The following is a 26,422-nucleotide window of genomic DNA, read 5'->3' as shown; positions in this document are numbered from 1 at the left end:
TCGAAAATAAAGGGCCATTTTCTTCGTGCGATGCGTTGCTGCCGTAGCATTCCTTGTCCTGCGGGAACAGCGCGAGCTGAAGATCCACTTGGTGAAGTGATTTTCTTTACCAAGTTAGCTGAAGCCGTGCCTGCGGAAAGCAAGCGGATTTCCGCAGCGGAATAAACATTATTCCTCGCCTTTTATAGATGTTCAAATAAAAATGAGGCCATCAATTAAAACATGAATTTAAAAATGACGTTCGTGAGTTTTTTTACTCACCAACGTCATTTATTGTACAACCTCAATTTATAACAGTTAAGGTAGATATTCCGTCCATACCATATACTTGCCAACGTCAATATAGCTTATCTTGTAAGCCGAACAGTGACTATTTCCATATTAGCGTAAAACGGGAAGATGGTTTGAATGATAACCCGAATGGAGTTGTTTCTACTTATTTACATGAATCTGTTCATGAAGGAGATGCAATCGAAATAAGTGCTCCTGCAGGTGACTTTGTTCTTGATAAAGAGCAGAAACCGCTAATATTGCTAAGTGGAGGTGTTGGACTTACACCACTAACAAGTATGTTACACACCGTTGCCCATCAACAGCCAGAACGTGAAGTGTACTACATCCATGCTGCACAAAATGGCGACATGCACGCATATACCGTTTATGAAAAAGGAGAAACAACGGATTGCGATAAAGTAGGACTAGTAGATTTACCTTGGTTACAGTCTATTTTACCGACTAATAATGCTTCATTCTATTTCTGTGGTCCTGCACCATTTATGAAAGCAATGAATAAAGCACTTCTCGATTGGAACGTAAAAGAAGAAGATATTCATTTTGAGTTTTTTGGTCCTCAAGGTGACTTAGCATAAAAACCTAAGGGCTATTTCCTTTAACAAAACATATCCTATACAGTAGAGTCTTTTTAAAAACTACGTATAGGATATTTTTGTTTAATTTGTTTCTTTTCACTATTTTAAATATTGGCTCTGTTAAAGTTTAGTGTTGATAATAGGCATAAATATAACCTCCCTAAAAAGGAGGTTATTATAAGTATTGGATAATTTTCAGTACGCTTTGATATAGTTTAAAAGAATTCAACAAAAAACCTCATTAAAAATTTTAATGTTAAACCTACAACTATCAAAAATATTCCTAAGGTTGCTAACAAAAAGCCCATTACACCGTTAATTTCCAATACTAATACAAGGGTCAGAATACATACACCTAAAACAACAAGAAGTAACTTCGGTATTAACTCTTTCAATGTAAAATCACCTTCTTTCGTTTATATGAAAAATGAATAATAGTACGCTGAATAATCTTAATTTCTTCTGCTTTTATAATATATTGAACAATATTCTTTAATAACTGACTTCATCTATCTTACGATTTATATTTTAAAAGTTTCAAATCAAGTCGGATAGAATATGTCTAATGTTCGGCAAACTTGGTATTAGAACAACTGAGTAAGAAGACAAGTTTATATTGAGAATCTGGCTAACCTAAGTGTATCATAAGTTCCATATTTTGTATCAAATTTCCCTTAATCATCAAGTCTTTCATAGTAACATTGTTTCTTTGGTGTTGAATGGATTCTAACACTTGAAACCAAGCGAGGTAGTTGTTTGGATATTTAGTTGCAACTCCGTTAAAACGTTGTATCCATCCTTTAAGCCTTCGGTGATAATTGTTAACGTTCTGGATATGGTATAATCCCTTTGTACGACCCTTACCATCAGACTTGAATTGGTAAATATCCATATCTTTTTCCGTAGCATATGTTTTAAAGGCACGCCAAGAATCAGTGCATAATACATTTTTACTTTCTTTGCCCTTTTTCTGAGTATAGAAAATAGGTCTCATCCATTTCAACGATACCTTCAAAATTAGATATTTCCATTTGTTTTAATGATGATAAGTGTTTGTGCCTCCAGTAAAACAATGTAACGTGAGTAACATTATCAACTAATTCAGCAGATTTACGCAGAGAATATCCCTCTATCATACATTCAATGAATTTAATCCATTTATTTAAATGACGAGTTCGATATAGAGCCGTATTTGTTAGGTCAGTAAATGTTTTTTTACACGCTTTACAGCGATAGCGTTGCTTTTCTACTTCATCACCTTCTACAATTGTTGGGTATGTTCCGTACCGAACGATATGTTCTGATTCGCAATCAGGGCAATGATAACCACTTTTAGTCTTACGTTCAGTTATTTCTTGCAGTACAGTTCCTGTCGAGGAGGATGCAGTAAGAGCATCGATTAGATACTCACGTAAACGATGTTTTTCTGCTGGGCTTAGTTTTAAAATTTCTTTAAGAATATCCGATGCTCTCACGTTTATCATCAACTTGATTATAATTAAGCTCATTATAGAACATTAGTTCTCGTAAAGGGAATACCAACAACAAACATTAACAGAGCCTAAATATTAGTACCGTGACGATACGAATTAGATCAAGATTTTAGTCATAATTTATTTGCTCGAGCTAAATAATAGGGAAACAATGTTAAATATTAATTTAATCTGTTAGGATAGAAGTAATTAAACATAAGTAAAATTTTCTGCTAAACCAATAGGATGACTGAATTTCTCAACTTAAGTGATTAGTTAAAATGAGAGACAGGTTGTACTGTTAAAGTATTCATTTAATTTCCAAATGCGTGGTCTAACTCCACCGTCTTTAGACGGTATCTGCTTTTAGCCTTCTCTTTTGATGTCCATACTGAGGGGTACGAGGTGAAGAAAAGTATGGACGGATATAAGAAGAATAGTCACGCAGTCTACGATATCAAGTACCATGTTATCTGGGTAACGAAATATAGATATAAGGTGTTAAGCGGTCAAATTGCATATAAAACCAGAGAGTTAATTAGACAAGGTTGTGAAGCAAGAGGGATAACAATCTTGCAAGGAAGTGTTGGAAAAGATCATATTCATTTATTGATATCGTGCTCACCAAGTCTTGCCCCAAGTAAAATAATGCAATATCTAAAAGGAAGATCATCAAGACTTCTCCAAGATCAATTTCCAGATTTGAAAAAGAAATATTGGGGCCAGCATTTATGGGCAAGAGGTTATTTCTGTGCGACGGTTGGAAAAGTAGATGAAGAAACGATTAAAAATTATATAGCAAATCAATTTAGTGAAGAAAAGAACGACATATTTAGGATTGAGGATTGAGTTCAGTCAAATTTGGAGTGTGCTTAAGCATAAGGACTTTAAGCAGGACTTCAGCCTGAAGAACGACTTTAGTCGTCGACATTCATGTCCAAATCCACCTGCTAAAGCAGGTGGTCGTTTAATTGAAATTTCTTCAATCTATTTACGCGATGTGTTGCTTGATCAGCTAATTCATGTAAGATTTCTAAGTCTGTAAGGATTTGCTTCTTGATATTAGGACGTTGAATCTTCACTGCAACTTTTTCACCGCTATGTAAAACTGCTTAGTGAACTTGTCCAATCGATGCGACTCCTATTGGTTTTTAGGGTTAAACGATTGAAACAACTCTTCTACAGATGCCCCTAATTCTTTTTCTACCATAGCTTCTACTTCTGAATATGGAAATGGTGAAAGTTGATCTTGAAGGAGTTCTAATTCCTTTATTACATCTTTAGGGATGACATCAGGCCGCATACTAGCCATTTGTCCCATTTTTATAAACGTAGGACCGAGCTCTTCGGAAATTAACCGGAGTCGCTCCCCTAATGTTTTCTGACTTTTTTCTTGTTCTTTATTTATCATTACTCTTTTTGGTAATGAGAAGAGTTGATCCAGCCCTAATTCTTTGACTATATGCCCAAAGCCGTTCCTTGAAAAAGCTACTGCAATTTCACGATATCTTTGCATATGCCTCATTTTTGTTTTAAAAATGATAATCCCCCCTTTTTAGCAACATGTTATAATTCTTTAGCTATCACGTTCCGCTTGTTTTTCTAGATAGTCTAAACGCTGTTCAATTGCTCTTAAAGCCTCTTTTGTCACAACATTTAATTCTTCAAGTGTTTTCTTTAATTTCTGCTGAATCTTTTGATCAATTTGGCTTTGACTTTCTTCGCCTTTTTTTCTACCTCCTAATTTTTCTTTTGTATACATCAATGGATAGTTATTTAGTTTGTTAGTTCCTTCTACCCTGAAAGAATAAAATAGAAACTATGCACTACCATCTATAAGCAATTTTTTGTTCCATATAAGGGTGTGAAAAGAGGATAATGCGAGCTTTATAACAGTGATAAATTTTGGGCACATGTTGCATCAAATAGGAATATGCTAATTTGACTAATGTTCCGATGTAGACTAAAACGTTTCAAGAGAGGATGTTCGACATTGATGCAACCAATGTATGGTCCTAACCAGGTGAATCAACTATATAATTATCCGTATGTTTATCCAAATCGTTCATTTAAAATGCCTAAACGCAATCAAGATTATACTGTAAGCGTAGTGGGGAAAAGCGAGGTTTTTGCGAAGCCCGATCAAGCGCGTGTATCTTTTGGCGTGGTAACTGAGGATAAACAAGTCCAAACCGCCCAACAACAAAATGCGATCATTGCTAATCAAGTTATTGACGCACTTGCAGAGATTGGGATTGCAAATGATCAAATCGAGACTGCAGCGTATACGATCCAGCCGATGTATGATTACCCAGATAATCAAAAAGTGTTTCGTGGGTATCAAGTCAGCCATCTGTTTACAGTGGTGGTAAATGATTTGACGAAAGTGGGCGAGGTTCTTGATGTCGCGACACAGAATGGGGTTAATGTGATTAATGAAGTGGAGTACGAACTGGCTAATCCAACAGTAATCCATCAACAAGCACTCCAAGATGCGACCTTAAATGCACGGGAAAAAGCGGAGAACATGGCACACTCGCTAGGTTTATCAATCAATCGCATTCCATTACGGCTTACTGAGGAAAACGTCCAGCTCCAGCGTCCGCGTTATACGGCTGAAGTGCTGAGTGTAACGTCAGATGCGGTAACCACACCTGTGCAAGAAGGCGACGTGAAGGTAACTGCGACTGTAAAAGCGGTGTTTGAATATGAGCGGTTTGAATGACAGATAGTTTGAAAAGGTATTGGGATTAATTTCTATATGGTAGAATGAAAGGTATAAGTAAGAGATAAGGAACCAGAACGCTTAATTTTAATTGTCTAACCGTTCTGGTTTAACTATGCCGGAATTTGTTGATTTTAATGCTGAATTTTTATGTCCGTTTATCAAACTTTATTAATGATTAAACTCTCAATTAGAAGTAGTAATCCTGAAATGATAAACATGAATGCCTTAAGTTTTAGAAAGCCAAATTTTAAGGAAGAAGATGCCACAAGGCTAAAGTTTGTGGACTTAGACGAAGAATCACAAAAAGAGTTAACAAATAATTTTATTGAAAAAGTTAATACAGAAATAATTAATGATACTTACTTAGGTATTGTTGGTTTAATTATATAGATGCATACAAAGGTATATCTATTCTACAATTGGTTTCCTACAATTTGTACATAAGGAATATATTTTAATATTATATAGTACAATGATACTATTCAATATACTCAAAGACATCACATTTTAAATTGTGTGATGCCTTTGAGTTATGTAAGGCGTTTTTTAGGACACTGGAATAAGTAAAATAAACTTGAAAGCTTTTTTGGGAAAATTTTAAAATGTTTTAGAAGTAAATTGAGAAGTTTAAGTTGTTTCACTACAAACTTTAAAAACTGCTCTCTTAAAATACCCTAATTGTATAATTAAGCGAGACAAAAGAAAGACATGTTATGATACACTCAAAGTAACCTACCAAAGTTAAGGAGAGTGCACAGACATGTCATACACCCATCTTACCAAAATAGAACTCATATTCATAGAAGAATATTTTTCAATCTGTCTTAAGGGTCGTCAAATTGCCAAAAAGCTCAAGCGAGGTCATGAGGCAATCTATCGAGTCATCAGACAACTAAAAGAAGGAAAAACAGCGATTGATATTTATCTTGAATACAAGAAAAACAAGCAAAAATGTGGTCGTAAACCGATTCAGCTTTCCAAAGATGAAGTAGATTACATCAACGCAAGAGTAGAGGCTGGTTGGACTCCAGATGTCATCGTTGGTAGAAAAGAAAGACGCATCTCTTGTAGTATGCGTACACTTTATCGGCAGTTTGAAAAGGGTGTTTTCAAACAAGAAAAATTACGGATGAAAGGGAAAAGAAAACCAAACGGTCACCAAGAAAATAGAGGCAAACAAGCATTTAGACGTAGTATAAGTGAGCGCGATCAGGAACACTTATACTACAACAATGAATTTGGCCATCTAGAAGGTGATACCATTGTTGGTAACAAACACAAGAGTGCCGTAATCACTTTAGTTGAACGGTTAAGTAAATGCATCATTGCGATCAAACCTAAAGGAAGAAAAGCCCAAGATATTGAAGAAGCTCTAAACGACTGGCTGAAAGGCGTTCCTAGGCACTTATTCAAATCCATTATCTTTGACTGTGGTAAAGAATTCTCGAATTGGAAAAACATCGGTAATAAACATAATATTGACATCTGTTTTGCTGATCCAGGAACACCATCACAAAGAAGATTGAATGAAAATTCAAACGGTTTACTACGCAAAAACGGTCTACCAAAAGAAATGGATTTCAACTGTGTTCCACAGGAATATATATCAACCATTGCATCTCAAAGAAACAACATTCCAAGAAAATCATTAAATTATCAAACACCAATTGAGTGTTTTATGAAGCATGTAGAAATTGAAACTTTGTCTTGCTTAATTTGACAAATAAAAAAATGAAAATCTGAATTAAAAGGGAGGGATGTTTCAAGTGAAGATGACTAAGGATTTGGTGATTTCAATTATAGTTTTTATAGTTATTTTAATTATGGTAATTGTGACTTTCATTATTTAACAATAAATCATAACTCGATAAATATATAGTGATAATAAAATGGAAGGGTTGATATAAATGTCAACATAAGAATGTACATTTTTGATTATTTAGTAATGTACAATTTTGACTCTGTATTGCATATGGTTTAGCTTACGCAAAACCATATGCAATCATTCTGAATGAGCTTACGACTTTTTGTTTTCGATTTGTATATGATCTTTCAAGCGATAGGAATCTCCTACAATATTAATCACAGTTGCGTGATGTAGAACTCTATCTAAAATTGCGTTTGCTATCTTTGGATCCTGAAATATATCCCCCCATGATTTAAAATTGGTATGTCAACACTAAACTGTACAAAAATTTAAAGGTGTACTAACTTGTATTCATTTGGTGATTGATAATCTAATGATACATGTATTCGAATATGATTGTACCAATGCACATAGTGAAAAAATTCAAGTTCAAGTGCTTGGTGGCTAGGAAAAACCCGACCACTAACGAACTCTGTATGGTGTTAGAGAGGGTGTGTTGTATTTTTTTGTCAATAATTTACATTCAAGATTCCCATACAAATACTCCGTAAAAAGCTTTATTTTAAATTCTTCACTATATCTAACCATAAAAACACCCCGAAAGGTAGATTTTTCACTCTAACTTTCGGGGATTGGTACCCAGATGGACTTTTTCAAAGATCATAAAAAGAGAGCCCTCCTTATAGTAGCCACTCGTACTCTACATGTCTTCTGAGTAAAATTCCTTGTACATAGAAGTATGTTTCAAAAACTTTATAAATTGTAACAACTTTTTCTCCATTATCATTTATTTCTTCTTCACTTACATACACTTCGCTAGTATCTAAATTAAAAAAATTTGATCCGTAAGGTGAATCTTGTATATGAAAGTCGGACTTAACAATCATTTCAGAGTCTGAAAATTTATCTACATGCATTTCAAACGAATCATTTTCAATTCGAAATTCTTCTTTAACGTTTACTTTATATGAAGTAGTAGCATCATCTGACTCTAATTCAATAAGCTCATGATCAATTTTTTTCTATTTCTCCATCAGCAGGGACAGGATAACGATTAATATAGCGAGCTTGAGATAAAACAATATTTCTTAATAGAAAATACGACTCTTTATTTTAATGTAGTAAAACAAACGTCGTTGTGGAAATATACTCTCTTCTCGTAGATACCGCTCCTGATCCAACAGGGCGTGGTTCAGTTAGACGATGCCACAGAACGTGTTTTAGTCTAACATCCTTAAGGAGAGTAGATTTTCAGTTCGCGCTGTTTCTTGTCTTGTAGGAACTCATACGAGCTGAAAATCCATTCCTAGTTAGGAATTCACTTGGCTACTACCTAGTATCTCGCAATTTTATCGTGTGAAATATAGCACATTATAGTTATGACTATTATATTTCTAACCAGTTTTGTGACCATTTTTCTATCTCGAGCATAAGAGGTTTGAAGGCAATCCCTTTTTCAGTCAATGAATACTCAATTCGAACGGGAGTTTCTGGAAAAACTTCTCGTTTAACAATTCCCTCGTTTTCAAGATCTTTTAACCTTTCTGATAGGACTCTGCCACTGACACCAATCGATGATTCAATACTACAAAAACGCTGTGGGCCAGATAGAAGCTGGTAAATAATTAACCCTGTCCATCTTTGGCTTAAAAAACCGATAGCTTTTTCAAATCTAGGGCAAATCGACTTATCCATTTAAATCAACTCCTCACATATTATTATAAACGGATTATAAAAATAATTAAATTATTTTTTGAAAAAAAGATACTTGACTATATCAATTAACTATTATACACTAACTTACATTAAGTAACTAGATAATATAATATGTTTGGATTTGTCAATTAACAGGAGGTAACTAAATGAATTTTCATCGTGAACCTATAACATTTGTAAGAAAAGTAAATCTAAAAGTTCAAAATTTAAAACGTTCAATTGCTTTTTATAAAGAAGTCATTGGATTTAAGGTGCTGGAGCAAACAGCATCGTCTGCTACATTTAGTGCTGATGGAAAAACTGCTTTATTAACGATCGAACAACCAGATCATGTAATTTCCAAAGAAGGAAGAACAACGGGATTATATCACTTTGCTCTACTTTTACCTAAGCGAACGGATTTAGCTAAAATAGTGCAGCATTTTGTTGGAATTGGTTTACAGTTCGGTTCATCTGATCATCTTGTAAGTGAAGCGCTTTATTTATCTGACCCAGATGGAAATGGAATTGAAATTTATATAGACCGGGACTCTTCCGAATGGAATTGGAGGAATGGTGAAGTAGAAATGACAGTTGATCCCTTAAATATTCCCGACCTCTTATCTGTTGAAGAACAGTCGTCATGGGTAGGGCTACCGGCTGAAACAGTTATGGGACATATTCATTTGCATGTATCAGAATTGAAAAAGACAGAAGAATTTTATGTTAATGGACTTGGTTTTGAAGTTGTAAACAGATTCGGTAGTCAAGCACTTTTTATTTCTGATGGAAAATACCACCACCATATTGGTTTAAATACTTGGAATGGTATAGGTGCACCAACACCTTCTCCTAATAGTGTTGGACTAGAATCATTTACACTAATATTTTCAAGTGAAAAAATGAAAAATAAAATTATTTCACAGTTAGCGGACATTGGGGTATCTGTTACTGAGGAAAATGATTCTATCGTTACAATAGATCCTTCAGGAAACCGTATTTACCTAGTTGCACATTAATCATTTAGTAATAAATAATAAACATAGACGTTGCAGTAAAGCATCAAGTTAAATAAGCAGTCACAGTTGCATAGTAGGTTAAAAAAGGAAAACAATAATTTATTGATGATAAAGAATTGGGAATATAATAAATAACGATCAGTAGAAGTCGAATGATAAGTCTGTCAAAATGATCACTCGTGCTTTTGTTAGAGTAAATAATTCATATTATATGATTTTCAACAAAGACCTACAAAGAAGGAAATCATTAATTGCTTAACATTAGCCGAAGAGACAGGAGCAGATAGTGCTAAAATTGCAGTGATGCCAAAAACGCTAGTCGATGTATTAGTACTATTGAGTCTACCTATACAATAAAAGAAAATGATGCGCGAATTTCGATCTAAAGAAAAAAAGATTTCCGAGAAAAACGAATATTGTTTTTGGTGCTTCTTGCTTCATTTTTAGTATTTTATTTTACAATCACTATAAAAATTTACCTCAAGGTATATTAAATGATTCTATTGAAAGGCCAAGTGGTAAATATAGTATAAGAACTTATCATATTGATAGTTTCTACGGTCTCAATGTTAAAGCATCATTGTTTAATAAGGAAACCGGAGGAGAAGATACAATCTATTTTAATTGGTATGATTATGATCCGAAAGTTACTTGGTTAAGTGTAACGGAGGTTCGTATTTGTAGAGAAGAATTAAATATTTTTGAAGATAAGTATGACTATAGACATGCTAAAAATTACAAAATGCTACCTTTACAAAGAGAATTACATTATTAATAAAATTTTTATAATTAACATCTTGAATTTAGGTTAGTTAAATGTAAAAGCTCTACCAAATTTGGTGAAGCTTTTTCTTTATGTTATTAGAAGAGTATATATACAAATTTAAAATATAGATTTGATTTCGAGTAATTGGCTTGATAATAAGATCCTCTATTTGCATTTACCCGTTTTTTCTTAATAAAGTATATATGCTTTTAGATTGCTATACTAATAACGAATTGCATTTTTTCTAATTAATCTAGGCTTATCTACATCGTACATTGCTTCTTGTCCAGCTTTCAAAACAGCTACATGTTCTGGAAGCATTATACGATTTATAAGATTACTACCTGAATTCAATTTGTTTGGTTTCATTTTATAGGAACTACCATATGTGAGAGAAATAATACTGCAATTGTTTTTTTGTATTCTCTTAAAAAAACTCAACTTATTCTGTATAAATATCTTTTTTCTTTACTGAATAAGCACTTAAATGAAGCGTTTGATCAATTATTGTGCTAAATTAGCAGAAAAGTAGATTTAAAAAGTTTATAATATTTATTTAGTTGACAGAAAAAGAGGGTGAATTTAATAATACTGATGCTCGTAAAGTAATTGGAGGTATAAATAGGTTAACCTGTTTTAACACGCTAAGATTTTTAAAGTGAATAATATAAACTATTATAGGAGAGTTTTAAAATGAAAAAAAAAATGAACTATTTAATCTTAATTTTAATAGCCAGCTTCTTTTTGATTGGTTGTACCAACGTACAAGATGCATCTGCAGATGAAGAAACTGACGCTACGGTTGTTGATGAACTAGCAGTAGAGGAAGCATCAAATCAATCAAAAAATGAACGGTTTTCGGGATACAAAGGTATTGAAGTTGATGGTGGTGATTTGTCTGGTCATCGCGAACCAAACGTTGTCGTTGATATTGGTTTTGGTGATCGCGAATACTGGGCATTTACTAATGAATATGGACAACTAATACGTGTTATTGCTGACGAAATTATTTTACAAGATGACGATAATGAACCTGTACTGTCGTCCGGCAGATACTATTCTGATGAGGCAAAGGTTCCAGGCGTGGAAAGTGATGTCTTAGATGAAGGACATATCATTGCGGACTCTCTCGGTGGTGTGTCAAATGCTTATAATATTACCCCACAGGATAGTACACTGAATCGACATGGTGATCAAGCCTATTTAGAAGACGCGATCCGTAAAGCGGGTGGAGTGACTAACTTTGAGGCAATCATTACATACCCGAATACAGACACACAAATTCCTTCTAGTTATCAGTACACCTATACGTTAGAAGGGAATGAGATCGTTGATACATTCGATAATGTGAATCCTGATCAAGTTAATGAATTACTCGGTTTAACCGAGAATGAGCCTTCCAATTCATCAAACTCCCACGCAGAAGGCCGTGATATTTCTAACATTGATACTGACAGTAATGGACTGGTGACAATAAAAGAGGCAAAAGAAGCTGGTTTCAGTATGCCAATAACAAATGATCACTGGTTATATCCCTATATGCGAGATAATGATGGAGATGGGATCGTTGGAGAGTGAGTCTTTAGGACTTTGAGACAAAGCAAATCAATTAAAGAACATAGAAAGCACCTGCTAATTAAGTTGGTGCTTTCTGGTGAATGTTTTTAGAAAATACTAGTAAAAATCCTTGTTTATTTAAAAGTCTTCCGAATTGGTGATAGATTAGTAAAGAAACAGATAAAATAATCTACTTTTTGTTAGTGTCTATTTGGTATGTACGCTAAGTTACATCTTTTATCTAGTTATGAATTTAGGCAAGTATTCTCTAAGTAATCTGTTGAAAATTTAGTTGGAATTTAAACTTAAATTCTTTTACAATAGACTAAAGGTAATTTTGGGATAAATTATCATTTTGTTACATCGCTTTATTAGTTAGGAGAAGAAAAATGATTTTTTTAGAAGAATGACTAGTGAAGAAAAAAGAACAACTAAGCAGTCTGCGGAAACTACATTAATATTTTATTTTTTAGCACTTTTATTCACTCTGTGTATGTACTATTTAATAGTGGTATTTTAGGGTCATCCTTTTACATTTTAATAGTAGGCTTATGTATCTTCTTTATAAGTGATCTGTTTTTTTAAGAAAAAATAAACCGCTATTAATTGTATTATATGGTGAATCGTTAAAAATTCTGGAGCGTAAAAATACGATATTTTATTTCGTTTTTAGCTTTTTTTTAGTTTCTACATTTCCACTTGATTCTCCAGCTTCAGCCGAAAAATATTACCTGATAATTTTATGGTGGATTTTTATTTTATTTAAGCAATTTACTTATACAAACAATATGTCATCTACAAAGAATCAATGCTATAATAATGACAGAATTTTTAAACAAAGGGTTGGGATGACGTGCAAAAAATAATTCGAGTAAAGGACGTTATCATCGGTCAAGGAAAACCGAAGATATGTGTGCCTATTGTTGGTAGCACACTTGAAGAAATAAATATAGCAGTGGAAGCAATCAAAGCGTATGAAGTTGATTTAGTAGAATGGCGAGTTGATTTCTTTAACCAAGTAACAAGTATTTTGGAAGTTATTGAAATGTTAAAACAAATAAAAAACAAAATAGAAAACATTCCTATTATTTTCACGTTTCGAACAGAACATGAAGGTGGAAACAAGCCTCTTGATCTTAGTACATATAAAGCATTATATCAAGCTGTAATAAAGACTAATTATATTGATTTAATTGATATTGAATTATTTCTACCTGATTCTATTCGTGATGAGCTTATCGATCATGCAAAGCAAAATAATATCGCAGTTATTTTGTCAAATCATGATTTTCAACAAACTCCTACAAAGCAGGAAATCATTAATCGATTAACATTAGCTCAAGAGACAGGAGCAGATATTGCTAAAATTGCAGTGATGCCAAAAACGCCAGCCGATGTATTAGTACTATTGGATGCTACCTATACAATGAAAGAAAAGTATGCACAAGTTCCAATTATTACGATGGCTATGGCTCAGCTAGGTATGCTAACAAGAGCGACAGGAGAAATATTTGGTTCTTCCGTGACATTTGCTTCTATTACCGAGTCATCTGCTCCTGGTCAGGTTAATATAGAGGAATTGAAACAAATAGTAGACATTTTTTCATTAAATAAAGACAAGTGAACAGTTTATTCTGTTCACTTGTCTTTATTAATAATATTATACAATATTAGGTTATTAAACTTAATATTTCTAATAGATTACAAAAATCCATGAAAACGGATGCATGATTTTCAAGATTGAAATATAATTGTAACATTCATATTACATGTTTGTTATCTGAGGATGTTATACTGTCATTGCTGGTAAAAATATAGGGTGCTTTTTTTCCTATAGTTTCTCTATTAAGATATAACCAATTTCAATAATATTTAAACATAATATATAAAAATAGATCATTATATACATAGAAAGCGAGTGTGGAAGCGAGTGAATAGTAAAAAAGTATTAGCTGGCATAACAATTATATTTGGATTAATGGTTGCTGCTCCATTGAATAACGATGTGACATATGCAGACACACAAGAGGAATTAAAAGAAAAAAGACAAGAGTTAGAATCAATTCAAGCAGAATTAATAGAACTAAATGAAGACATTGAACGTGCGGATGAGGCTATTAATGCCAATAAAGAAAAAATAAAAGAAACAGAATTGCAAATTGAGAAAAAAGAAGAAGAAATGGAAGAACTTGAAGCAGGTATAGCAGATTTAGAAAAAAATATAGAAAAACGTGCTGAAATTCTAAAACAACGAGCTTCAGCATTACAAAAAAATGGTGGTTCTATACAATATTTGGATGTGTTATTTGGTTCTACTAGCTTTAGTGATTTTATTGATCGTTTCGCCATTGTATCTAAAATTACAAGTGCTGACAAAACGATAATTGAGACTTATGAAGCAGATATGAAAAAAGTAGAAAAGCAAAAGACTGAGTTAGAAGAGAAATTAAACGAATTAACAGATATGCAAGCAGAGCTTGAAGTAATGCAAGAGGAAACGCTTGGACAGAAGCAACAAAACGAAGAAAAGAAAGAAGAATTAGAAACAAAAGAAGCTGATAGTAAAGCAATGATTAATCAATTGGAACTTGAAGCAAATGAATTAAGACAAGTGGGAGAAAATGCACAAGCTATCGTTAACTCTAATAATCAAAAGAATATCGAAAAGCACAGCTCTCAAGTACAGCCTGTAAGCGGAAATGCAAGCTCAATTATTTCCGTGGGATATAAATATATTGGTAATTCTACATACAAATTCGGTGGTGGACGTACATCATCTGATATTTCCAGAGGTTTATTTGACTGTTCAGGATATGTATCATGGGCATTCAGGCAAGGTGGTGTAAATATACCAGCAAGCACGAGCGCTCTAAGTGGTGTTGGAAAGAAGATTTCACCAAGTCAAATGAAACCAGGCGATTTAGTGTTCTTCAATACGTATAAAACAAATGGACATGTTGGTATTTATGTAGGTGGTAATAAATTTATTGGTTCCCAAAACTCTACTGGTGTTGCAATTGCTAACATGGGTAGTGGATACTGGGCAAACACATTTAATGGACATGTTCGTCGTGTGATTAATTAATTTATCAAAAGAGGTTCAAATCATTGGAGATTTGAACCTCTTTTTTTACTTGTGTTTAAACTTACATTGCTATAAGTTGTTCACTTATTTTATATTGTTTGAAATCCTTTTATTACATTTTCTTTAATTGCTTCTAATTCATTTCCTTCAATTTCTTCACGAGGAATGAAGTGAGCTACTTGATTTCCTGATAAAATAGCAATAGAAGGAGAGGATGGTTCAATATCTACAAAGTATTCACGCATCTTGTCTGTAGCTTCACGATCTTGTCCAGCGAATACGGTAACAAGGTGATCAGGTTTGATCCCCTCTTTTAATGCAGTTAGCACAGCTGGTCTAGCTAAGCCAGCAGCACATCCACATACGGAGTTCACTACAACTAAGGATGTTCCTTCTATATTAGTCATAAAAGCTTCTACATCTTCTGGAGTTGTTAACTCCTTAAAGCCAGCATTAGTCAATTCATCTCGCATTGGTTGACTCATTTCTTTCATATATAACTGAAATTCATTCATACGTTAAGCTCCTTTATAGTAAAAAATTAAACAAATTGATTCTTACATCAAATCATAACATAAATAAAGTTGGCAAGCACTACTACCACACCGTTTTAAATCAAGATTAACAACAAATTAGTTTATAAAATACTTAAAATAATATTGACAGTTTCATATAACGTGATAAGATAATCGATAATGAATATCAATGTTATGTAATAGATAAAGGATTTTACTATGAAAAAACGCTATTTAATCATCATACTACTTTTGTTAAGTGTGCTTTCTCTTTTTATTGGAGTATCTTCGCTTTCATTCACAGATATGCTTCACCTCTCAGAGGAGCAAGTTCATATCCTATGGATTAGTCGAGTACCAAGATTAATAAGCATTATTATCGCTGGTATAACAATGAGTATCGGTGGGCTTATTATGCAACAATTGAGCAGGAATAAGTTTGTTTCTCCAACTACGGCAGGGACGATGGATTCCGCTCGCTTTGGTATATTAATTGCAATGCTTCTATTTCCTGCCGCAGGTCCGATTCAAAAAATGGCTGTAGCTTTCGTTTTTGCATTAATAGGAACACTTCTTTTTATGAAAATACTTGAGAAAGTAAAGTTTAAAGATCCTATTTTTATACCATTAGTTGGTTTAATGTTTGGTAATATTATTAGTTCGATAACAACTTTTTTTGCCTATAAAAACGATTTAATTCAAAACATGTCCTCTTGGTTACAAGGTAACTTCGCACTAATACTTCAAGGTAGGTATGAAATGCTTTATGTTAGTTTACCATTGCTGATCATCGCTTACTTATATGCCAATAAGTTTACCATTGCTGGTATGGGAGAAGATTTCTCTAAAAATTTAGGATTAAATCATAAACAAGTCGTGCATATAGGATTGATCATTGTAGCTATTATGACATCTGTAGTTATTTTAACCGTTGGAATGATACCTTTTTTAGGGCTAATTATTCCTAATATTGTTTCTATCTATCGAGGAGATAATTTGAAGAACAGTTTGCCTCATACAGCATTGTTAGGAAGTATATTTGTATTAGCTTGTGACATAGTTGGTAGATTGATTATTTTTCCATATGAAATTGCTATTGGTGTAACAGTTGGTGTTGTAGGTAGTGGGATCTTTCTATACTTGATTTTGAGGAGATCAAACAATGCGTCTTAATACAAAAATTATTCTATTAGCTGTTATCACCAGCATCTTTATAGCAATTTTTCTATTTACAAATATTCCAGGTAATTGGGATTATATTCTTCCTAGAAGAATAAGTAAAGTAATAGCAATGATAATTACCGGAGTAGTGATTGCTATTGCTACCGTCGTATTTCAAACGATTACGAATAATCGTATTTTAACACCTAGTGTGATTGGTTTAGACTCGTTATATGTATTATTACAAACGTTTCTAATTTTTATTTTTGGTTCAACAAGTATCGTTAGCGTCAACCCTACTATCAATTTTTTAGTATCAATTGCAATTATGATTGTTTTTGCTTTTTTTCTATACCATTTACTGTTTAAGAAACATCAAAATGTATATTTTCTATTATTAGTTGGTTTAGTATTTGGAACATTTTTTAGTAGTTTATCCTCATTTATGCAAGTTTTAATTGATCCAAATGAGTTTTTAATTGTACAAAATAAAATGTTTGCTAGCTTCAACAATATGAATACGGATATTATTCCATTTGCCATTGTAATTATTGCACTTACTTTCATTTATTTTATGCGTTTTCTCCCTTACCTAGATGTTATGTCATTAGGGAAGTCTCACGCAATAAATTTAGGGGTTAGCTATGAATATATGGTGAAACGATTACTTATTGTCATTGCGATTTGGATTTCAGTTGCAACAGCGTTAGTCGGCCCTATTCTATTTCTTGGATTGTTAGTTGCAAATGTGACATATGAATTCCTGAAAACATATAGACATACGTATTTATTGATAGGATCTGCATTGGTTAGTATCATCGCACTTGTTGGTGGGCAATTAATTTTAGAACGACTTTTTACTTTTGACACAACGATAAGTGTCATTATTAATTTTATAGGCGGCGTATATTTCTTATATTTGATTTTAAAGGAGAATAAAGCATGGTAACAGTACATGAAATCACCAAAAAATATAATGATCATGCAGTAATAGACAATGTCTCCGTTTCTATTCCTAAAGGAAAAATCACTTCCTTTATCGGACCAAATGGCGCTGGTAAAAGTACACTTTTATCGCTTATTAGTCGATTAATTACAAAAGATGCTGGGGAAATACGCATTGATGATGATGAGATATCACAAGTGAAAAGTAATTCGCTAGCGAAGAAAATAGCAATATTGAAACAATCTAATCATTTAAATATTCGTTTAACTGTAAAGGAACTAGTTAACTTTGGTCGTTTCCCATACTCTCAAGGGAGATTGAAAAAGAAAGATAAAGAGAAAGTGGCTGAAGCGATAAAGTATATGGAATTAGAATCAATGCAAGATAAATATTTGGATCAACTAAGTGGTGGACAAAAGCAACGTGCTTTTATTGCAATGATTATTGCTCAAGATACGGAATATATTTTGCTAGATGAACCATTAAATAATCTAGATATGAAACATTCCGTTCAAATTATGAAAGTGTTGCGTCGTTTAGTTGATGACCTAGGAAAAACAGTCGTACTTGTTATTCATGATGTGAATTTTGCTTCAGTATATTCAGATTATATTGTCGCTTTACGTGATGGTAAAATCATACATCAAGGGGAAAAAGATAGTATGATCAATAATCAAGTGCTACGCGATGTATATGATATGGATATAAAAATCCAAGATATAGATCAATGTAAAATTTGTTTGTATTTCCAATAGTGTTTATTAAATCTACATTTATTTAGTCTGTAGACGTGATACTTTTAACAGGTGAAATAATAAAGGTGGAAATGGTAAAAATATTTAAGAGGAGAGGGTATACATGAAAAGAACACTATTCTTTTTATCGATAATAGCTTTACTATTCGTTGTTGCTGCTTGTGGCACAAACAACGGCAGTGGTGCATCAAATGACCAAACAAATGCAGACACAGAAGAAGCTGCTAAAGAAATTGAGGTAACACATGAATTAGGAACAACTACTGTACCAGTAAATCCTGAACGTGTTGTTGTGTTTGATTATGGTTCACTAGAAACGTTAGATGAATTAGGTGTAAAAGTTACTGGTGTTCCACAAAGTAACTTGCCACCACATTTAAAAAAATATAGCGATGATGCGTACAAGAACGCAGGTTCAGTAAAAGAACCCGATTTTGAAGCATTATCAGTAATGGAACCGGATCTCATTATTATTTCTGGGCGTCAATCAAGTGTATACGAAGAGTTATCTGAACTAGCACCTACAATTTATATGGGGATAGATACAGCAGATTATTTAGCATCATTCAAATCAAACGTAAAAAAACTAGGTGAAATTTTCGAAGCAGAGAAAAAGGCAACAGAAAAGTTAGATGAAGTAATGACCACAGTTAATGAGGTTAAATCAATAACAGAAGCATCGGAAGGAAAAGGCTTAGTAATTCTAACGAACGATGGCGGAATTAGTTCATATGGCCCAGGATCGCGTTTTGGTTTTGTACATGATGAATTAGGTGTAACTCCTGCTGATGAGAAAATTGAAGCTTCCACGCATGGACAGAATGTAAGTTTTGAATACATTGCAGAAACCAATCCTGATTACTTGTTTGTCATTGATCGTAATATGATCGTTGGCGGTGAAGCGTCAGCTGAAAAAACGCTAGCTAACGACCTTGTACAAGGAACTAACGCAGCTAACAATGAAAATATTATATATCTTGACCCTTATTATTGGTACATCTCAGGTGGAGGATTAGTTTCTGTCGCTGAGATGGCAAACGAAGTAAAAGAAGGAGTACAAGAATAAGAAAAACCGGGAGTAGTGGGTGCATCCTAAAAGTTTAAGTGAAAATTAACTTTTAGGATTGCTTCACACACCTGGTTTTTTTTCAGTAAATTCGGCTATAATTGTATGAATTTAAAAGAATAGCCAAAAACACTTTACTTATTCAGTGTTTTTGTCGAAAATAATAATAGTAATAAAGAAATAGTTTAAAAGAAATATTTTGAATGTTTTTTACATCAGCACGATACATCAAGGAAGGAAGAACTACATGGAAACAAAGAATTTAAACGAAGTGATTAAAGAAGTGTATAACGGAACGATTTTAACGATGAAAAAAGTTATTCCGCTTGATCCCAATATAGGTTCTCCACAACTTATTTCTCCTCCACTTTCAATAAGGTTAGGGGTTTTAGTAGGATTTACCGGAGATATAAAAGGAGAATTAGTGCTACAAGCAGAGGCGGATGTTTTTAGTCATATTAGCGAGAAGATGTTCGGTATGCCACTCTCTCAAGAAATGCTAGATTCTTTTGCCGGAGAGTTAGGGAATATGGTGGCTGGTAGTTTATCAACTTATTTAGCTAGTGTTGAAATTAATACTGATATAACTTATCCAACTGTATTGAAAGGTGATGCACAGTTAACAGGTTTTAAGCGGTCATTTTTTGTAACGATCGAATATGAATCAGTTGGAAATCTAGAAGTGTATTTATTACTTAACCAATAAATTTTTTAACAATGTTTTTGGTATTAACAAAAAATATTTCGATTATTTTCGCGAAACATGGTATTATTTTCATAGGAAACATTATACATACTATATAGGTGAAGGAGATAACTAATGGGTATCGAAAAGTACATTGTATTCCAATTACAAGGTCAATCTTATGCTGCAAGTATTCAACAAATTGTATCAATTGAACTGTTACAAGAAGTAGTGGCGTTACCACAGGCTTCTGAATTTATTGATGGAATTACTACACTTAGGGGGGAAGTAGTTCCCATCATTGATTTAAAAACACGTATGGGATTAATGCGTTCACAAAAGACAGATCAAACGAGAGTGCTTTTATCTAATGTGAATCATGTGCAAGTTGGTTTTGTAGTGGATGAAGCAAATGATGTCATTGATATTGATGCTTCTACTATCGAGGATGCACCTACAACAATTAAGGGAGTGAATGGTAATTTCTTAAAAGGTGTTGCGAAGTTAAACGATCGCTTACTACTAGTCTTAGATTTAAAACACATTCTAAATTATGAAGAAGTAAGTGAAGTGAAACAAGTATTAGATGAGCAATAGAAATAGAAAAAGGAAGTGTTAGTAATGGCAAGAATTTTGGTTACAGATGATGCGGCATTCATGCGTATGCAATTAAAAAATATTTTTACTTCATTAGGGCATGAAGTAGTGGGAGAAGCGGAAAATGGAAAAGTAGCCATTGATCTATACAATGAATTAAAACCAGACTTAGTCTCCATGGATATTACCATGCCAGAAATGAACGGTGTCGAAGCAGTTAAAGAAATTAAAAAAAGTGATCCGAAAGCAACAATTGTAATGTGTTCTGCAATGGGGCAACAACAAATGGTTTTGGAAGCGATTCAAGCTGGTGCAAAAGACTTTATAGTAAAACCATTTGATCAAGAACGTATTCAACAGGCATTAAGCAAAATTCTCGCTTAAAAGCAATACTGTACCTGTCTGTGTTAATAAATAATATTTTAAGATGGAGTGATACATATGAAGTTAAGAATAAATTTGTTTTTTAGCTTTTTATTCGTTATTGTGATACATAGTTTAATAACCGTTTACACGATAATCCAACTTGATGAATTTACAACGCCATTAATTATAGGATTATCTTTGGTGATTCTTTTAAACTTAATCATTGCACATTTTACAGCGAAAAAAATAATAAAGCAACTTAAATACGTAAGCGACAGAATAGAAACAATGTCGCAAAATGAGAAGGAAGAACTACCAGAAGCTTATGTAAAAAACAAAGAGTTCGTTCAATTAAATGAATTAATTGATACATCATATGAAAATCCACATCAAATGAATGCATTTGTATCGAATATTTCTGATCAAATAGATACGCAAAGTAAGACTTTGGATGAAAGTAGAGATGTGCTAGAAAAAGATAGTAACAATATTACAGCGATCTTACAGGAAATCTCTAGTGGGTCTGAAGAACAAGCTAACTCAGCTTCTTCATTGACTGAGACAATGCAACAATTTACAAATACGATTATGAATGTTGTATTAAATGGAGAAAACATTAAAGAAGAATCTAAATCTATGTTGTCTATTACAGATGAAGGCACAAATTTAATGCATCAATCCGTTGATAAAATGAGTGTTATTGATCAAACGATAAAGCAATCCTTGGACAAAGTAAAAGGACTAGACATTATGACAGATAAAATTACTAGTTTAGTTACAGTCATTCAAGGTATTGCAGAACAAACAAATATATTAGCTTTGAATGCAGCAATTGAAGCGGCACGCGCAGGTGAACATGGGCAAAGTTTCGCTGTTGTTGCAGATGAAGTAAGAAAGCTAGCAGAACAAGTAAGTCATTCTATTACTGATATTACAGTTACTACGAATGGGATACAAGAAGAATCAAAGGCAGCAGTGAATGTGCTAGAAAAAGGGTATCAGGCAGTAAATGAAGGTTCATCACAAATCAAAACGACAGGATCTACGTTTGATCAGTTGAAGAAGATAATCACAAATATTGGAACGGAAATTGAAGATGTATCTAACAATCTTTATGATGTTTTAGATAATACGAAGGTTATCAATGATTCCATTACAAATATTGCTTCTGTTTCAGAAGAATCGGCTGCTGGAATTGAAGAAGCAACAACATCATCAGAAAATCTAACAAAATCAGTGAATAATATTCGAACGAACCAACAAGAACTGGATAAAAAGGTTAGAGAATTATTAGCTCACTTTTAAGAACAAAAGATCAAACGTCCGATTAGTAATGTAGAGGACTGAATATAGCTCACTTTAACGTCTATCGATGTATCATCATTTATATTGCCTAAATTATTGAGATTGGGTATAATTAAATAACGAGCAATAGAACACGAATTATAATCCTAATATGATAAAAGATTATAGTTCGTGTTTTTAGTTGACAATGCACTAGTCTGTGATAAGAAGAAGTTAACGATGTTGAAAAGTTATTTTTTGTGGAAGTGTAATACCCCCTTTTGTCTTACATAAATATAAGATAGGAGGGGTTATTTGTGGGCAGAATTATTCAACCAAAGCAATTATACACTTATGATATATTATGTGAAGATTGTAATCGATTAATGGAGAGGTATCCTAGCTTGATATCTACAGAAACGATTGGATATTCAGTGGGGGAGCGTAAAATTATTGCAATAAAACTTGGAAATGGAGAAGATAAAATATTTATTAGTGGAGCGCATCATGCAAGAGAATGGTTAACAACAGCTTTATTAATGGATATCATAGAAACCTATGCGAGAGTAGCTGTCAACACTTCTAATGTAGAAGCAAATAGAATAAAAAGCATCCTTGATGAATGCACGTTTTTGTTTGTTCCAATGGTTAACCCAGATGGTGTTACACTCGTGCAAAAGGGTGAACATGATTTTGAACAAAAAGACTTATTAATAAAATGGAATAACGGATCAGATGATTTTTCAGCTTGGAAAGCTAACATAAGGGGTGTGGATTTAAATCGACAATATCCTGCTGATTGGGAAACAATTCAATTTGATCCTGGAGTACAATCATGTGAAAATTTTAAAGGATTCTCTTTTTTATCTGAACCTGAATCTTTAGCTATATTTCATTTTGTGCAATCACAGTCAATCAAGATTGCTGCTGCTTATCATTCATCTGGAGAAGAGATTTTTTGGAAATATAAAAGTGAAAACGAATTAGAGAAATGGTCAAAAAAAATTGCTATGGAACTTGCGGATTTAACTGGTTATCAGCTCATCTATCCAGGTGAAAATCCAAGTGGAGGCGGTTTGACTGATTGGTTTATTAGTTATTACAAACGACCAAGTTTTACAATTGAAATAGCACCTTATGTTGGGCCAAATCCTGTTCCGTTGACTTACTATGATTCTATATATATAAAAAATAAAAACGTTCCATTATTATTAGCTGAAAATCGAAATCCTTAGCTGTCAAAAATAAAATATAAGTCATTAAAAGCTGAATATATACTTTAGCTTTTTTTCTATGATCGAAATGTTTTTAGAAATAAAGCTAGTTTAATGTCGAATAGGTTTGAAAACTAACGTATTTTAAAGTAAACTCAATATGTTTGCGCTTACGTTCGATTTTGCTTTTGTTGTTATTTATGGTATTATCCAATCTGTTCACAACGGTCACGGCTTTTATGAGAGTTAAAGGCCATATGAAAAATGAAAGAGGTGTTAAATTGACTATTTTGAGAATAAAACAGGAATGGTTCAGTAATGTAAAAGGAGATATATTGGCAGGAATTGTTGTAGCTCTTGCTTTAATTCCAGAAGCAATAGCTTTTTCTATTATAGCTGGTGTAAACCCAATGGTAGGTTTGTATGCTTCCTTTTGTATAGCGGTAGTGATTGCATTTACCGGAGGACGTCCAGGGATGATTTCGGCTGCTACGGGTGCAATGGCTTTACTAATGGGTTCATTAGTTGCGGATCATGGTTTACAATATTTGTTTGCTGCTACTATTTTAACTGGTATTATTCAATTCATCTTAGGAATCGGTGGCATAGCACGACTAATGAAGTTCATTCCTAGATCAGTAATGATAGGTTTTGTAAATGCGTTAGCCATTTTAATTTTTACTGCTCAGTTATCACACTTTGTAGGCGAAACATGGGTCATGTATGCAATGGTAGCTGGAGCTTTAGCAATTATTTATTTATTACCAAGATTGACTACGATTGTGCCTGCACCGTTAGTTGCAATTGTAGTTATTAGTGCGATTGCTATATATACAGGTAGTGATGTCCGAACAGTTGGTGATATGGGTGAATTAACGCAAACTTTACCATTGTTCTTAATACCTAATATTCCATTAACCTTTGAAACGTTATCGATTATCTTCCCGTATGCTTTAGCATTATCCATTGTCGGCCTATTAGAATCATTTTTGACGGCGCAAATTGTCGACGATATGACAGATACAGATAGTAATAAAAACAAAGAAGCAAAAGGTCAAGGGATTGCTAATGTGATTAGTGGATTTTTTGGTGGGATGGCTGGCTGTGCCATGATTGGACAATCTGTTATCAATGTAAAATCAGGTGGAAGAGGTAGACTTTCAACTTTAACTGCTGGTGTATTTTTGATGACGCTTATTCTAGTATTTAATGATTTACTTATTCAAATTCCAATGGCTGCACTAGTTGGTGTGATGATTATGGTATCTATTGGTACTTTTGATTGGCATTCATTGATTACTATACACAAAATGCCGGTATCAGATGCTATAGTAATGATTGTTACAGTTGGAGCAGTAGTTTACACAGATAATTTAGCTATAGGTGTACTGGCTGGAGTTGTTTTAAGTGCGATTTTCTTTGCGGCAAAAATCTCAAAAGTACATGTGAACACATGCTTGATCGAAGGCGGAAAAAAGAAAGTCTATCAAATTACTGGACAACTGTTCTTTGCTTCCGTTACAGAGTTTATTGCTCAATTTAATTTTAAAGAAGATATTGAACAAGTTGAATTAGATTTTAGTCAGACACATATTTGGGATGATTCTGCAGTTGGAGCGATTGATAAAATTGTTCTTAAATATAAAGAAAACGGGAAGATGGTTACTATCGTTGGTTTAAATCAAGAAAGTAGCACATTGATTGAAAGACGTGCGATGTTTGATAAAGACCATGCAAACGCAGCAAATCATTAATATTAAAAGACAGTTCAGTTATGATCGCATTGTACAATGCAATAGTAACTGAGCTTTTTTTTTGCTCAGCGTATTATTAAAGGGTGAATGTTAAAAATAGGCTCTATACTAAATGTGGTGGTGCTCTCTGTTTTATTTAATCTCTAGCTTGTGCTTCTGTTTTAATACGAAACAATAACTGAAAATTAGACGTGTATAACAAATGAGATAGGAACGCAAATACACTAAAAAATGATATAATCAAAGAAAATAAATCGAGGTGGGGAATGTGTGATGTATAATCATATCTTGTTAGCTTCAGACGGTTCGGAGCATGCTATTCGAGCATGCCAAAATGCAATTGTACTAGCTGAAAAAAATCCAAACGCAGTTATCACCATTGTTTTTGTAGTAGACGGTAATGCGTCAAAGACAGATGTATTACATCATTGGAATGCTATGGATCTTGATCGTAGTAGAAAAGAAAAATTGACAATTACGGAACGAAAATTAAAACAAAAAAACATTTCGTATGAAATTAAAATCCTTCATGGAGAGCCTGGACCTGCTATTGTTAAGTTTGCTAATGAAAACAAGGTAGATGTTTGCGTGATTGGTAGTCGGGGCTTAAATAGCCTTCAAGAAATGGTATTAGGCAGTGTTAGCCACAAAGTAGCAAAACGGGTAGAATGTCCAGTTTTAATTGTAAAATAATCTTTAACATCTACAAAAAAGAAATGCGTTGTTGGGGCAAAGCATTGCGGTGCCTTTATAAATGTTATTACTAACGTAGAAAAATGAATGAGTTTTTGAAAGTCTAATACTTAACAGTATATGTTCTATTTCAAAAAGCTGATAGGTGAGATAGTGCGTGAAATAATAATAAAATATATGATTCGTAGATGACTAGATAGCTAATCATATATTTAGTGAAATAATGTAATAATTTCTTACTCACTCCTATTGTACTAAATCGATCTGTTTTTCATTTGAATTGTTTTGTCTTAATGATGTCGTCTATTGAAACTTTGTTTGTATAGAA

At 33.2% G+C, this 26,422-nt stretch carries 30 protein-coding genes and 3 pseudogenes; 22 read left to right on the top strand and 11 right to left on the bottom strand.

Translation table 11 applies throughout. The features are described 5' to 3' along the window. The first annotated feature begins 272 nt into the window (after positions 1-272). Positions 273-869: an FAD-binding oxidoreductase gene (locus ACH6CY_RS09825; protein ID WP_374067165.1), complete on the top strand. Its 597-nt coding sequence runs from the start codon at positions 273-275 to the stop codon at positions 867-869. A gap of 215 nt (positions 870-1,084) precedes the next feature. Here ACH6CY_RS09825 and ACH6CY_RS09820 read toward each other — a convergent pair whose 3' ends face one another. Both ACH6CY_RS09820 and ACH6CY_RS09815 read right to left on the bottom strand, forming a co-directional pair. Continuing rightward, a complete protein-coding gene (locus tag ACH6CY_RS09820) occupies positions 1,085-1,264 on the bottom strand; it encodes a hypothetical protein (protein ID WP_374067157.1) in 180 nt (59 codons plus the stop codon). Positions 1,265-1,480: 216 nt separating this feature from the next. Beyond that, positions 1,481-2,344: pseudogene (locus ACH6CY_RS09815) on the bottom strand (IS1/IS1595 family N-terminal zinc-binding domain-containing protein). A 414-nt stretch (positions 2,345-2,758) separates the two neighbouring features. Here ACH6CY_RS09815 and tnpA point away from each other — a divergent pair. Beyond that, on the top strand, positions 2,759-3,190 hold the full coding sequence (gene tnpA / locus ACH6CY_RS09810; RefSeq protein WP_374067164.1) for an IS200/IS605 family transposase: 432 nt from the start codon (positions 2,759-2,761) through the stop codon (positions 3,188-3,190). Between the two features lie 101 nt (positions 3,191-3,291). Here the strand turns inward: tnpA and ACH6CY_RS09805 are convergent, their stop codons facing one another. The 3 genes from ACH6CY_RS09805 to ACH6CY_RS09795 are packed head-to-tail and all read right to left on the bottom strand — an operon-like array spanning position 3,292 to position 4,103. Then, a complete protein-coding gene (locus ACH6CY_RS09805) occupies positions 3,292-3,423 on the bottom strand; it encodes a hypothetical protein (protein ID WP_374067156.1) in 132 nt (43 codons plus the stop codon). A 59-nt stretch (positions 3,424-3,482) separates the two neighbouring features. After that, on the bottom strand, positions 3,483-3,857 hold the full coding sequence (locus ACH6CY_RS09800; RefSeq protein ID WP_374067155.1) for an AarF/ABC1/UbiB kinase family protein: 375 nt from the start codon (positions 3,855-3,857) through the stop codon (positions 3,483-3,485). Between the two features lie 60 nt (positions 3,858-3,917). Then, on the bottom strand, positions 3,918-4,103 hold the full coding sequence (locus ACH6CY_RS09795) for a hypothetical protein (RefSeq protein WP_374067154.1): 186 nt from the start codon (positions 4,101-4,103) through the stop codon (positions 3,918-3,920). A gap of 234 nt (positions 4,104-4,337) precedes the next feature. Between ACH6CY_RS09795 and ACH6CY_RS09790 the strand changes: the two genes are divergently transcribed. From ACH6CY_RS09790 to ACH6CY_RS09780, 3 genes are all read left to right on the top strand, one after another. Next, complete coding sequence (locus ACH6CY_RS09790) at positions 4,338-5,066, top strand: SIMPL domain-containing protein (RefSeq protein ID WP_374067163.1); 729 nt, start codon at positions 4,338-4,340, stop codon at positions 5,064-5,066. 150 nt (positions 5,067-5,216) lie between these two features. Next, a complete protein-coding gene (locus tag ACH6CY_RS09785; protein WP_374067153.1) occupies positions 5,217-5,459 on the top strand; it encodes a hypothetical protein in 243 nt (80 codons plus the stop codon). Between the two features lie 370 nt (positions 5,460-5,829). Further along, positions 5,830-6,789, top strand: coding sequence for an IS30 family transposase (locus tag ACH6CY_RS09780; RefSeq protein ID WP_374067152.1), 960 nt, complete (start codon positions 5,830-5,832; stop codon positions 6,787-6,789). A 297-nt stretch (positions 6,790-7,086) separates the two neighbouring features. On the opposite strand, the pseudogene ACH6CY_RS09775 reads toward ACH6CY_RS09780, so the two are convergent. The 4 genes and pseudogenes from ACH6CY_RS09775 to ACH6CY_RS09760 all read right to left on the bottom strand — a co-directional run. Then, positions 7,087-7,242: pseudogene (locus ACH6CY_RS09775) on the bottom strand (ATP-binding protein); the annotation flags it as partial. A gap of 23 nt (positions 7,243-7,265) precedes the next feature. Further along, positions 7,266-7,400: pseudogene (locus ACH6CY_RS09770) on the bottom strand (IS3 family transposase); the annotation flags it as partial. A 216-nt stretch (positions 7,401-7,616) separates the two neighbouring features. Continuing rightward, the gene (locus ACH6CY_RS09765; protein ID WP_374067151.1) at positions 7,617-7,853 is read right to left on the bottom strand and encodes a hypothetical protein; all 237 of its coding nucleotides are present in this window, start codon (positions 7,851-7,853) and stop codon (positions 7,617-7,619) included. Between the two features lie 469 nt (positions 7,854-8,322). Then, positions 8,323-8,631, bottom strand: coding sequence for a winged helix-turn-helix transcriptional regulator (locus ACH6CY_RS09760; RefSeq protein ID WP_374067150.1), 309 nt, complete (start codon positions 8,629-8,631; stop codon positions 8,323-8,325). A gap of 167 nt (positions 8,632-8,798) precedes the next feature. Between ACH6CY_RS09760 and ACH6CY_RS09755 the strand changes: the two genes are divergently transcribed. From ACH6CY_RS09755 to ACH6CY_RS09745, 3 genes are all read left to right on the top strand, one after another. Continuing rightward, complete coding sequence (locus ACH6CY_RS09755) at positions 8,799-9,650, top strand: VOC family protein (protein WP_374067149.1); 852 nt, start codon at positions 8,799-8,801, stop codon at positions 9,648-9,650. Between the two features lie 204 nt (positions 9,651-9,854). Continuing rightward, a complete protein-coding gene (locus tag ACH6CY_RS09750) occupies positions 9,855-10,007 on the top strand; it encodes a type I 3-dehydroquinate dehydratase (RefSeq protein ID WP_374067162.1) in 153 nt (50 codons plus the stop codon). 58 nt (positions 10,008-10,065) lie between these two features. Next, the gene (locus tag ACH6CY_RS09745) at positions 10,066-10,425 is read left to right on the top strand and encodes a DUF5412 family protein (RefSeq protein ID WP_374067161.1); all 360 of its coding nucleotides are present in this window, start codon (positions 10,066-10,068) and stop codon (positions 10,423-10,425) included. A gap of 213 nt (positions 10,426-10,638) precedes the next feature. Here ACH6CY_RS09745 and ACH6CY_RS09740 read toward each other — a convergent pair whose 3' ends face one another. Further along, positions 10,639-10,785, bottom strand: a complete 147-nt coding sequence (locus ACH6CY_RS09740) for a hypothetical protein (RefSeq protein ID WP_374067148.1) — start codon at positions 10,783-10,785, stop codon at positions 10,639-10,641. Positions 10,786-11,109: 324 nt separating this feature from the next. On the opposite strand from ACH6CY_RS09740, the gene ACH6CY_RS09735 reads away from it, so the two are divergent. From ACH6CY_RS09735 to ACH6CY_RS09725, 3 genes are all read left to right on the top strand, one after another. Next, positions 11,110-11,994, top strand: coding sequence for a DNA/RNA non-specific endonuclease (locus ACH6CY_RS09735; protein ID WP_374067147.1), 885 nt, complete (start codon positions 11,110-11,112; stop codon positions 11,992-11,994). 832 nt (positions 11,995-12,826) lie between these two features. Then, entirely contained in the window at positions 12,827-13,597 is a 771-nt protein-coding gene (gene aroD, locus ACH6CY_RS09730) for a type I 3-dehydroquinate dehydratase (RefSeq protein WP_374067146.1), read from the top strand. 294 nt (positions 13,598-13,891) lie between these two features. Further along, positions 13,892-15,058 (top strand): coiled-coil domain-containing protein, encoded by a 1,167-nt coding sequence (locus ACH6CY_RS09725; protein WP_374067145.1) that lies wholly within the window; start codon positions 13,892-13,894, stop codon positions 15,056-15,058. An 89-nt stretch (positions 15,059-15,147) separates the two neighbouring features. Here ACH6CY_RS09725 and ACH6CY_RS09720 read toward each other — a convergent pair whose 3' ends face one another. Next, the gene (locus ACH6CY_RS09720; RefSeq protein WP_374067144.1) at positions 15,148-15,573 is read right to left on the bottom strand and encodes a BrxA/BrxB family bacilliredoxin; all 426 of its coding nucleotides are present in this window, start codon (positions 15,571-15,573) and stop codon (positions 15,148-15,150) included. 219 nt (positions 15,574-15,792) lie between these two features. Between ACH6CY_RS09720 and ACH6CY_RS09715 the strand changes: the two genes are divergently transcribed. The 11 genes from ACH6CY_RS09715 (at position 15,793) to ACH6CY_RS09665 (ending at position 26,094) form a co-directional block, all read left to right on the top strand. Continuing rightward, positions 15,793-16,746 (top strand): ABC transporter permease, encoded by a 954-nt coding sequence (locus ACH6CY_RS09715; protein WP_374067143.1) that lies wholly within the window; start codon positions 15,793-15,795, stop codon positions 16,744-16,746. Then, complete coding sequence (locus tag ACH6CY_RS09710) at positions 16,736-17,683, top strand: iron chelate uptake ABC transporter family permease subunit (RefSeq protein WP_374067142.1); 948 nt, start codon at positions 16,736-16,738, stop codon at positions 17,681-17,683. The genes ACH6CY_RS09715 and ACH6CY_RS09710 overlap by 11 nt, the downstream gene beginning before the upstream one ends. Next, entirely contained in the window at positions 17,677-18,435 is a 759-nt protein-coding gene (locus tag ACH6CY_RS09705) for an iron ABC transporter ATP-binding protein (RefSeq protein ID WP_374067141.1), read from the top strand. Before ACH6CY_RS09710 ends, ACH6CY_RS09705 begins: the two co-directional genes overlap by 7 nt. 103 nt (positions 18,436-18,538) lie before the next feature. Then, positions 18,539-19,501: a siderophore ABC transporter substrate-binding protein gene (locus tag ACH6CY_RS09700; protein ID WP_374067140.1), complete on the top strand. Its 963-nt coding sequence runs from the start codon at positions 18,539-18,541 to the stop codon at positions 19,499-19,501. A gap of 247 nt (positions 19,502-19,748) precedes the next feature. Continuing rightward, the gene (locus ACH6CY_RS09695) at positions 19,749-20,207 is read left to right on the top strand and encodes a chemotaxis protein CheX (protein WP_374067139.1); all 459 of its coding nucleotides are present in this window, start codon (positions 19,749-19,751) and stop codon (positions 20,205-20,207) included. A gap of 114 nt (positions 20,208-20,321) precedes the next feature. Next, positions 20,322-20,783, top strand: coding sequence for a chemotaxis protein CheW (locus ACH6CY_RS09690; protein ID WP_374067138.1), 462 nt, complete (start codon positions 20,322-20,324; stop codon positions 20,781-20,783). A gap of 24 nt (positions 20,784-20,807) precedes the next feature. After that, on the top strand, positions 20,808-21,167 hold the full coding sequence (locus tag ACH6CY_RS09685; RefSeq protein ID WP_374067137.1) for a response regulator: 360 nt from the start codon (positions 20,808-20,810) through the stop codon (positions 21,165-21,167). Between the two features lie 57 nt (positions 21,168-21,224). Further along, positions 21,225-22,454 carry a methyl-accepting chemotaxis protein gene (locus tag ACH6CY_RS09680; RefSeq protein WP_374067136.1) on the top strand — a complete coding sequence of 410 codons (1,230 nt, stop codon included), beginning with the start codon at positions 21,225-21,227 and terminating at the stop codon, positions 22,452-22,454. A gap of 296 nt (positions 22,455-22,750) precedes the next feature. Beyond that, complete coding sequence (locus ACH6CY_RS09675) at positions 22,751-23,668, top strand: M14 family metallopeptidase (RefSeq protein WP_374067135.1); 918 nt, start codon at positions 22,751-22,753, stop codon at positions 23,666-23,668. Positions 23,669-23,904: 236 nt separating this feature from the next. Further along, the gene (locus ACH6CY_RS09670) at positions 23,905-25,401 is read left to right on the top strand and encodes a SulP family inorganic anion transporter (RefSeq protein ID WP_374067134.1); all 1,497 of its coding nucleotides are present in this window, start codon (positions 23,905-23,907) and stop codon (positions 25,399-25,401) included. A 273-nt stretch (positions 25,402-25,674) separates the two neighbouring features. Continuing rightward, a complete protein-coding gene (locus ACH6CY_RS09665) occupies positions 25,675-26,094 on the top strand; it encodes a universal stress protein (protein ID WP_374067159.1) in 420 nt (139 codons plus the stop codon). Positions 26,095-26,422 lie beyond the last annotated feature (328 nt).

The sequence above is a fragment of the Paraliobacillus sp. JSM ZJ581 genome (assembly GCF_044383835.1).
Classification (GTDB): domain Bacteria; phylum Bacillota; class Bacilli; order Bacillales; family Amphibacillaceae; genus Paraliobacillus.
This window is presented reverse-complemented; position numbering and strand designations above follow the sequence as displayed.

Coding starts and splice junctions, on each gene's coding strand:
- tnpA (WP_374067164.1), top strand. CDS start 2,759: ATGGACGGATATAAGAAGAATAGTCACGCAGTCTACGATATCAAGTAC.
- ACH6CY_RS09800 (WP_374067155.1), bottom strand. CDS start 3,857: ATGCAAAGATATCGTGAAATTGCAGTAGCTTTTTCAAGGAACGGCTTT.
- ACH6CY_RS09795 (WP_374067154.1), bottom strand. CDS start 4,103: ATGTATACAAAAGAAAAATTAGGAGGTAGAAAAAAAGGCGAAGAAAGT.
- ACH6CY_RS09790 (WP_374067163.1), top strand. CDS start 4,338: ATGCAACCAATGTATGGTCCTAACCAGGTGAATCAACTATATAATTAT.
- ACH6CY_RS09785 (WP_374067153.1), top strand. CDS start 5,217: ATGTCCGTTTATCAAACTTTATTAATGATTAAACTCTCAATTAGAAGT.
- ACH6CY_RS09780 (WP_374067152.1), top strand. CDS start 5,830: ATGTCATACACCCATCTTACCAAAATAGAACTCATATTCATAGAAGAA.
- ACH6CY_RS09765 (WP_374067151.1), bottom strand. CDS start 7,853: ATGCATGTAGATAAATTTTCAGACTCTGAAATGATTGTTAAGTCCGAC.
- ACH6CY_RS09760 (WP_374067150.1), bottom strand. CDS start 8,631: ATGGATAAGTCGATTTGCCCTAGATTTGAAAAAGCTATCGGTTTTTTA.
- ACH6CY_RS09755 (WP_374067149.1), top strand. CDS start 8,799: ATGAATTTTCATCGTGAACCTATAACATTTGTAAGAAAAGTAAATCTA.
- ACH6CY_RS09740 (WP_374067148.1), bottom strand. CDS start 10,785: ATGAAACCAAACAAATTGAATTCAGGTAGTAATCTTATAAATCGTATA.
- ACH6CY_RS09735 (WP_374067147.1), top strand. CDS start 11,110: ATGAAAAAAAAAATGAACTATTTAATCTTAATTTTAATAGCCAGCTTC.
- ACH6CY_RS09720 (WP_374067144.1), bottom strand. CDS start 15,573: ATGAATGAATTTCAGTTATATATGAAAGAAATGAGTCAACCAATGCGA.
- ACH6CY_RS09715 (WP_374067143.1), top strand. CDS start 15,793: ATGAAAAAACGCTATTTAATCATCATACTACTTTTGTTAAGTGTGCTT.
- ACH6CY_RS09710 (WP_374067142.1), top strand. CDS start 16,736: ATGCGTCTTAATACAAAAATTATTCTATTAGCTGTTATCACCAGCATC.
- ACH6CY_RS09705 (WP_374067141.1), top strand. CDS start 17,677: ATGGTAACAGTACATGAAATCACCAAAAAATATAATGATCATGCAGTA.
- ACH6CY_RS09700 (WP_374067140.1), top strand. CDS start 18,539: ATGAAAAGAACACTATTCTTTTTATCGATAATAGCTTTACTATTCGTT.
- ACH6CY_RS09695 (WP_374067139.1), top strand. CDS start 19,749: ATGGAAACAAAGAATTTAAACGAAGTGATTAAAGAAGTGTATAACGGA.
- ACH6CY_RS09690 (WP_374067138.1), top strand. CDS start 20,322: ATGGGTATCGAAAAGTACATTGTATTCCAATTACAAGGTCAATCTTAT.
- ACH6CY_RS09685 (WP_374067137.1), top strand. CDS start 20,808: ATGGCAAGAATTTTGGTTACAGATGATGCGGCATTCATGCGTATGCAA.
- ACH6CY_RS09680 (WP_374067136.1), top strand. CDS start 21,225: ATGAAGTTAAGAATAAATTTGTTTTTTAGCTTTTTATTCGTTATTGTG.
- ACH6CY_RS09670 (WP_374067134.1), top strand. CDS start 23,905: ATGAAAAATGAAAGAGGTGTTAAATTGACTATTTTGAGAATAAAACAG.
- ACH6CY_RS09665 (WP_374067159.1), top strand. CDS start 25,675: ATGTATAATCATATCTTGTTAGCTTCAGACGGTTCGGAGCATGCTATT.